Origin of the sequence: Planktotalea sp. (assembly GCF_039984035.1) — a bacterium.
GTDB lineage: Bacteria > Pseudomonadota > Alphaproteobacteria > Rhodobacterales > Rhodobacteraceae > Planktotalea.
The window spans coordinates 1-7,592 of sequence record NZ_JBDWVM010000187.1; the positions used below are offsets into that span (position 1 = coordinate 1).

Annotated in this window: 9 protein-coding genes; 6 read left to right on the forward strand and 3 right to left on the reverse strand. The window is 52.4% G+C overall.

The features are described from left to right. Positions 1-113: 113 nt before the first annotated feature. The 5 genes from ABJQ89_RS08555 to ABJQ89_RS08575 are packed head-to-tail and all read left to right on the forward strand — an operon-like array spanning position 114 to position 3,279. Positions 114-953: an ABC transporter ATP-binding protein gene (locus tag ABJQ89_RS08555; protein ID WP_348495829.1), complete on the forward strand. Its 840-nt coding sequence runs from the start codon at positions 114-116 to the stop codon at positions 951-953. 8 nt (positions 954-961) lie between these two features. Then, entirely contained in the window at positions 962-1,546 is a 585-nt protein-coding gene (locus ABJQ89_RS08560) for an SCO family protein (protein ID WP_348495830.1), read from the forward strand. Then, a complete protein-coding gene (locus ABJQ89_RS08565; RefSeq protein WP_348495831.1) occupies positions 1,546-1,974 on the forward strand; it encodes a copper chaperone PCu(A)C in 429 nt (142 codons plus the stop codon). The genes ABJQ89_RS08560 and ABJQ89_RS08565 overlap by 1 nt, the downstream gene beginning before the upstream one ends. Further along, positions 1,958-2,548 (forward strand): c-type cytochrome, encoded by a 591-nt coding sequence (locus ABJQ89_RS08570; protein ID WP_348495832.1) that lies wholly within the window; start codon positions 1,958-1,960, stop codon positions 2,546-2,548. Before ABJQ89_RS08565 ends, ABJQ89_RS08570 begins: the two co-directional genes overlap by 17 nt. Next, positions 2,545-3,279 (forward strand): Crp/Fnr family transcriptional regulator, encoded by a 735-nt coding sequence (locus tag ABJQ89_RS08575; protein WP_348495833.1) that lies wholly within the window; start codon positions 2,545-2,547, stop codon positions 3,277-3,279. The genes ABJQ89_RS08570 and ABJQ89_RS08575 overlap by 4 nt, the downstream gene beginning before the upstream one ends. 59 nt (positions 3,280-3,338) lie before the next feature. Here the strand turns inward: ABJQ89_RS08575 and ABJQ89_RS08580 are convergent, their stop codons facing one another. The 3 genes from ABJQ89_RS08580 to ABJQ89_RS08590 all read right to left on the reverse strand — a co-directional run bounded on the left by ABJQ89_RS08580 (position 3,339) and on the right by ABJQ89_RS08590 (position 5,385). Further along, positions 3,339-4,568 carry a DUF6596 domain-containing protein gene (locus ABJQ89_RS08580; RefSeq protein WP_348495834.1) on the reverse strand — a complete coding sequence of 410 codons (1,230 nt, stop codon included), beginning with the start codon at positions 4,566-4,568 and terminating at the stop codon, positions 3,339-3,341. A gap of 3 nt (positions 4,569-4,571) precedes the next feature. Further along, positions 4,572-4,931: a YciI family protein gene (locus tag ABJQ89_RS08585; RefSeq protein ID WP_348495835.1), complete on the reverse strand. Its 360-nt coding sequence runs from the start codon at positions 4,929-4,931 to the stop codon at positions 4,572-4,574. Positions 4,932-4,995: 64 nt separating this feature from the next. Further along, on the reverse strand, positions 4,996-5,385 hold the full coding sequence (locus ABJQ89_RS08590) for an MAPEG family protein (RefSeq protein WP_348495836.1): 390 nt from the start codon (positions 5,383-5,385) through the stop codon (positions 4,996-4,998). A gap of 631 nt (positions 5,386-6,016) precedes the next feature. On the opposite strand from ABJQ89_RS08590, the gene ABJQ89_RS08595 reads away from it, so the two are divergent. After that, on the forward strand, positions 6,017-7,592 hold a 1,576-nt coding region (locus ABJQ89_RS08595; RefSeq protein ID WP_348495837.1), incomplete at its 3' end, for a VCBS domain-containing protein.

A 7,592-nucleotide genomic window follows, 5' to 3' on the forward strand; every position in this document is an offset into this window, starting at 1 on the left:
TCAAGACCTTGGCACTGTGATTTCGGGATCCGGTTTCGCAATTCTGACCGCTTTGGCCTTCTACCTCGCTTGGACAAAAAACCGCGCTTTGCGCACAACGGGAGTTTCTGCACATGCTTGATGTTTTGAAATACCAAAGGCCCGAAGACGCCTCTAGTTCTGCGGGGAAGGGTCGGATCGAAATAATGGACGTCGGGATTACGTTCGGCCAAGGCGCAGACTTGCACCGCGCGGTTGAGACGACAAGCATCACAATCGAACCGGGCGAGTTTGTGTGTATCCTTGGCCCGTCTGGATGCGGCAAGTCTACATTGATGAACGCAGTTGCGGGCTATGTCACGCCAACAGAGGGCAAGGTTTTGGTCGATGGTGAGATGATCACCAAGCCCGGCCAAGACAGGGGGATGGTATTTCAGCAATATTCACTTATGCCTTGGAAAACCGTTTATGAGAACGTCGCGTTTGGTCCCAAAATGGCGGGCCATTCGCGTACCGAAGCGGGCTCTATCGCCAACACGTTTTTAAACATGGTGGGCCTTAGCAAATTCGGGGATCGATACCCCGCTGAATTGTCTGGCGGGATGCAACAACGCGTTGGTATCGCGCGCGCCTTGGCGAACTATCCGTCGGTTTTGCTGATGGATGAACCATTTGGTGCGTTGGATGCGCAGACACGTTTGATGATGCAGGAAAACCTGCTGAGCATCTGGAAGAAATTTGGCACTACGGTGGTTTTTGTCACTCATGATGTAGACGAGGCGGTTTTCCTTGCTGATCGTGTTTTGATCATGAGCGCGGCACCCGGCCGGATCATCCGAGATCTTAAGATTAAACTGCCACGACCGCGCGATCCAGAAATGGCGATCGACCCGATTTATATCGCGGCCAAAAAGGAATGCTTGAAGTACATCCGCAGCGAAAGCATGCGGGCCTTCGAGCTACAGAACCAATGAGAGCGCTCGTGCTTGCATCGACCCTTTGGGTCGCAGGGTGCCTCGACGCGGTTGCACAAGTGCAAGGCGTCGAACTGGACACACCAGAGCCAATGCCCCCGTTTTCGCTGTCCAATCAAGACGGTCAGACGTTTTCGCAAGAGGATTTGCTCGGCAATTGGACGATTGTCATGTTCGGGTTCAACACCTGCCCCGACGTTTGTCCCTTCACGCTTGGCAATTTGGAACATGCGATCAGTGAAACGGCTATGCGCGTGCGGCCAGACAACGTCCCTAAAGTGGTCTTTGTCTCTGTCGATCCAGACCGTGACGCGGACTATGTTCATGAATACGCTTTATATTTCCATCCCGAATTCATGGGGGTTACGGGCGCACGAGATCAGATAGACACGCTGATCGAGGCGACAGATAGCTATTATCGTCTGATGCCACCCGACAATACTGGTTTCTATGATGTGCAGCATTCCTCCGCTGTCAGCGTCATCGATCCAGACGGCAATCTACGCGCGAAACTGCAACCGCCCTTTAATGCGGGACTGACGGCTGAATTCTTGGCGCGCCTTCAAATTTCTTATCGCAGGGAGAGCATGTGATGATCAAACTTAGTGCACTGGCATTGCTCATGTTGCCAATGGCAGCATTTGCAGACGGATTAAGCGTTTCAGAGGCATGGGTGCCGACAGCGCCACCGGGGGCAGGCGCACATGCGGCTTACTTCACGCTGCATAATGATGGCGCGGTTCCCCGTATTCTGGTTGGCGTCGCGGCTGATGGCTATGCGATGTCCCATATGCATGAAAGCAAGGAAGCAGATGGCATTGCAACGATGGCAATGATTCACCAGATCGAAATTCCAGCAGGCAAGACTTTGACGATGGCTCCGGGAGGATTGCACGTAATGTTGATGCGCCCTGACGCCCCTTTGGCGAGCGGCGATATTGTCCAACTGAAGCTTACATTTGTCAACGGTGAAACGTTGGTGGTCAGCGCAGAGGTTAAATCGCGTGTATTCGAGAGCTAGCGCTGTTCTGTTTATCGCCCTGTGCTGCGCGGGGCCCGCGTCTGCCAATTCGATAGGAACAGAACACGAAGCACCCTATGAAGTCTGCGCGCTGTGCCATTCTCTTGATGGCAATTCGCGCATGGCGAAATTCCCCAAGCTGGCGGGCCAGCCAGCGCCCTATATTGAAAAGCAGCTCTATGATTTTCTGGAGGGGCGGCGCACAAACGGTGGAGGGCAAATGGCTGCCATCGTGACTGAAATTTCAACGGAAGACTTTGCAGAAGTCGCCGCATGGTTCGCAAGCCAGACAGCCCCAGCCCCGAATGATCAGGGCGATGTAGGCGCGGGCGAAGCAGCCTTTCGCCAACTCGGTTGCCTGTCTTGTCATGCCAATGGGCAGCTTGAGGACGGTACACCCCACCTCACCGCGCAGCACAAAATCTATCTTAAGAAGCAGATGACGGACTTCAGGGATGGGCGTCGCGACAACGACTTGGGCGCAATTATGCGCAGCGCGATGACAGGTATTTCAGATGCGCAAATCGAAGACTTAGCCAGCTATCTTTCAGCAACTCAAAGAGGCACGCCATGACAGTTAAACCCCTACCCCTTGTCCACGACGATCAAAGCGCGATCTTTCTTTCCGAATACATCCTTGATCTAAACTCAGGGGCAGGTTTTCTCAGCGGATTGAACGATATTGACCAAGCGCGCATTCGCAAAGCCGGATCGCGACGTTTGATTAAAAAGGGTGAGGGTCTGTTCTTTCAAGGGGATCCGCACACGGGGATTTGGATCATTGAATCGGGCCGGATGCGTTCGTTTTATGCGGCGCCGTCCGGGCGCGAATTGACACTGGCGTATTGGACCGCTGGTCACTTTATTGGTGGGCCGGAAGTCTTTGGTCGCGGGCGGCACGTTTGGTCGGGAGATGCGCTAGAGGATACAAAAGTCCTATTTGTGTCAGGCATGGCATTGCGCGATTTGGTCAGCGAAATTCCTGCTGTCGCGCTTAAAGTCATCGACGGTCTGGTCGCTAAAGGAACTTGCTATTCTGCGTTGATTCAGATGCTGGGCACGCGCACTGTATCCGAGCGTTTGGAGCAGCTTTTGGTTATTCTGGCTAGCACGCATGGGCGTCATGAAGGCGATGTCGTCGTTATCGATCGATCCATCACGTATGAACAAGTCGCTTCAATCGTTGGGGCGTCGCGTCAATGGGTTACGCAATCGCTGGATAAGCTGCAAAAAGAAGGTGTCTTGGAAGTTTCGCGCAAACAAATCTCCATCTACGATGTTGATCGTTTGTCAGAAGGGCACTGACCTGAGCGGAAACAGCGTTGTCAGCAAAAGCGATTGCCGTGCTCTTACGAGCGAGGCACCTAGATTTGCAGGCGTTTCACTTTGTCTTGCAGAAATAGTCGATCCGCCTCGGTCGGGGCACGCATGATTGCTTCGGCGTAGGCTTGCGCGGCTTCGTTTGGGCGATTGAGGGTTTGCAACATGCGCGCGCGGGCCGCGTGCCAAGGTTGAAAGTCGTCTAATTCGGCTTTCAAGTCGTTCAGCCTGTTCAATGCGACATCGGTTTGCCCCGTTTCAGCGAGAACCACCGCCCAATTTAGCGCGACAACGGGGGTTGGTTCGAACCGCCACAAGGATTGGTAGAGCAACAACATTTGCATCCAATCGGGTTCGGGCGTTTCCATATGGCAATCGGCTATCGCCGCTTTGATTTGGAAGGAACCGGGGTCTCGGCGCTGAACGGCGCGCTCCAAGAGCTCCCTGCCCTCTTGCAGCAGGTCTGCATCCCAAGTTGCGTGATCTTGTTCTGAGATTGGCACTGTTGCGCCCCTTGCGGAGACGCGGGCGGCGCGGCGCGATTGTGTCAGCAACATCAGGGCCAACGCGCCCTCCACTTCGGCGTCATGCGGTTGAAGCTGGTTCAGCAATCGCATCAGGAACATACCTTCATGGCACAGGTTACGGGTGTCGATATCACCAGACACGTAGCCCGTGGTGAAGATGAGATAGAGGGTCGACAAAACGGTGTTCAACCGCTCGGCCCGCTGCTCTGGTTCGGGCACGGCAAATCCGATGCCTTTGGCTTTTATCTTGGATTTGGAGCGCGAAAGACGCTGACCCATCGTGCTTTCGGTATCAAGAAACGCGTCGGCGATTTCGCGGGTGTTCAGATTGCAGACCGTGCGCAGGGTCAACGCGATGCGGGACTTCTCTTCTAAAGCAGGGTGGCAGCAAGTGAAGATCAAGCGCAAGCGTTCGTCGGGAATGTCTTCTGGTGCGTGCATCGCTTCGGTATCCTCCAGAATGAGGCTGAGGTCCTTCGCCTTTTGCCCCTCACGGTCTGATTTTCGGATCCTATCGATCCCTTTGTTAAAAGCGGCCTTCATCAACCAAGCGGTTGGATTGTCGGGGATGCCGGAGCGGCCCCAGTGTTTTAGCGCCGAAATCGCTGCATCTTGCAAAGCATCTTCTGCCAGTTGGAAATCGCGCAATCGGGACACCAGACCGGCCATGAGCCGCCCCCTGTCATTTCGTATGATGTCATTGACGGCCTTGTTGACGGCAATGGCTTTGGGGGCGGCGTTTTTCATAGCTTATCCAGCTGGATTATAGTCCATCAGAGGGCGGACCTCGATTGTGCCAAAGTTCGCAGATGGGATCAGGGCGGCGTATTTCAGCGCGCCGTCAAGGTCTGGAACGTCAACAACATAGTATCCGCCTAGATGCTCACGCGTTTCGGCGAACGGACCGTCCATTGTTTCGACTTTCCCAGATTTGATCCGCAATGAGGTTGCGGTTTCAATGCCTTGCAAGCCTTCTCCGCCGACGAGCACGCCATCTGCCTGCATCTTTTCGTTGGCGGAAAAATATCCTGCCATCATGGCGTCAAATTCTGGTGTCCCGTAGGCGGGTTCTTGTGTCGGATCATTGTAAATCAAGAGCATATATTTCATTGGTTCTTTCCTTCATTTTTCAGTTCAAATTAGGTCTACTTGGTCAGTGTGTAACGAGATGGTTTCAGAAGCCGAGGATGTTCACGCCAAGGCAGATCATGATGTTCAAGGCTGCTAGGATATTTGTGCCATTGCCCACATAGCGCAGCGGATGACCGGCATTCTCGATCTTGAGACCGAATGGGTGCGCCATCCGTCCAATGATCAGCAAGGCGCCCGAGATATGGATGTATAGGCTTGGTGCGCCCATGCCCTCAGCCAAGATCATCATGATGAGAATGAAGCTGGACCATTCAACGCAATTCCCGTGCTGACGGATGCGCTGTAGCAGTTTCGGATCTCCATTATCTCCGATGGAGACGCTTTGGGCGCCACGGTAGGACGTAACGCGGAACCATAGGACCAGTGTGATCAAGGCGGCGGCGAGTGCGTAGATTGGTGTAACTGTAAACATTTTGAAAATCCTTGTTTTCTGTTTCGATACCCCTAGGACGTTCGCCATTTCGATATTTCGACATGCGCACAAAAAAAATGTGAATTTTTTAGAACATTTCTCGGAGGCATCGGTCAAGTATTTGCAATCATTAAAGATTTGAGATTTCGAAACGTCGCTAATTTTTTGTTGAGGAATCTAATGTTGTAGATCTCTGCATTTTTTCTGCATTGAACTAGGTCCGCTAAACAAACGCGAGGACCTCATCAGATACGGCGCGACATGAGGCAACACACAAGGCAATCTGCTTTAGGTTGTTTCCTGAGGGGAATTGCTGGATCGGAATATCTTTGGCGGGAACCCCAAACTTACCTACCATCCGCGCTGCTCGACCTTTAAAGAAAGGCGTCAGAGATCAGCACGTCGAAAAGTAATAGAGGTTCGTGCAATTTTACTTAGGCGGGATTTTTCTTGACGCAAGAACAACTTTTGATTGCGATTCATAAAGCTCTCGACCCACTTAAAATGTTGAATTTCAACAAAAACTTACAAAAGACGCAATTTTAAGATAATACTACCCGCAAGCGCGATCGTTGATCTGTTCGTTGCCATTTCAAAGCACGTTTTCTATTTCAAATTTTCAGGTGATCAGATGCCATCTTCGACCGAATTCGATACGTCTAATCTTTATCTTTGGGCACAAAGGGTCACCGTAACGGATGCGAATGGATTTCCCATCGAGGAAACTTTGACCTTTGATGATGGTACCATTCGCAACACGACGTTTAGCGAAGGCCTCAGAACCGGTAGTACATGGTCGGATCCCGGTGATATCCAAACTTGGGCGTCGATCTCAGTAGCCTTTGATGGCGTAACCGGATTACCGAGTAGCAAAACGTGGACTTTGGACAACGGACCCACGATCACCGTAACTTTTGTGGATGGCGTGCAAACGTCCTATACCAGAACGGATGTCAGTGACATTTATGACTGGTCCTCTGTTCTGAGAACTTATGGAAGTTCTGGCGAGATCACATCCAAAGTTATCACGGATGATAATGGGAAAGTCAGCACGACCTCTTATGTCAACGGCATTAAAACCGAGCTGATCGTGAGCGATGGCGGCGGTGCCTATGCTTGGGCTAGCAAAACCTACGACTATGACGCAGCTGGCCAGCTGTTGACGACCACGACATTGTTTGATGACGGCACAAGCCAGATTGTCGTCCCTGCTGGGGGACCCGCTGCGCAGAGCGTGACGCGGTTGGATACCTCAAACCTTTATAGCTGGGCAAGTTTTGTCAAAACCTATGATGCTGGTGGTCTGCTGGAAGAGAAGGTTTGGACATTTGATGATGAGGTCATAAAAACCTCAACCTTTTCCGCAGGTGTAAAAGTCCAAGACGATTGGGTTGATACGTTGGATGCACGCGACTGGGCAAGCGTCACATTCACCTATGATGCTGCCGGACGCATCGCCAGCAAGAACGTGACGAACGACGATGGTCGTCACGTAGTAACGAGTTTTACCGATGGAGTGCGCACCGCTCAAGTCATCACAGATACGAACAACGCGTATGGTTGGTCGAGCCAATCCAGAAGTTACGATAGCGCAAGTCGGGTCGAAAGCCTTGTGACGAATTTTGACGATGGAACAATATCGACCAAAAGCTATGTGGCTGGCGTTTTACAAGATGAAGTGATCACCGATCCATTAGGCGCCCATGCGTGGACCACAATCCATCATGTTCACAGCGCAACCAATGGCACGCTCCTTTATACGCATACGGTCTTGGATGATGGCTCTGAAACCTACGTTGATGAGCGCGGCTTGCCAATCGCAACAGGCGGCACAACCGCGTCAGTGATAGAAGACAGCGCAGCAAGTTTGCAAACAAGCGGCACCATCGCCCTCGTAGACGATTACCGAGGCGCAGATGACTTTACCGCGATCACATCTGTCGCAGGCGACAACGGCTATGGCTTGTTCACCCTTTTGGCAAATGGCACATGGACCTATGCGGCTGACAACGCTCAGGCGGCGATCCAAACGCTTGAAGCGGGCGACACGCTCACCGACAGCTTTACAGCGATCACCACGGACGGCGTTGAAACAACCGTCACCGTCACGATCAACGGCGCTGTGGGCAATGACGCGCCTGTGTTTATTGGCGCAGAGCCAGTTTTACTGGCGCAAGCCGGAAATCGCGTTACCGCGGGTGGATCGG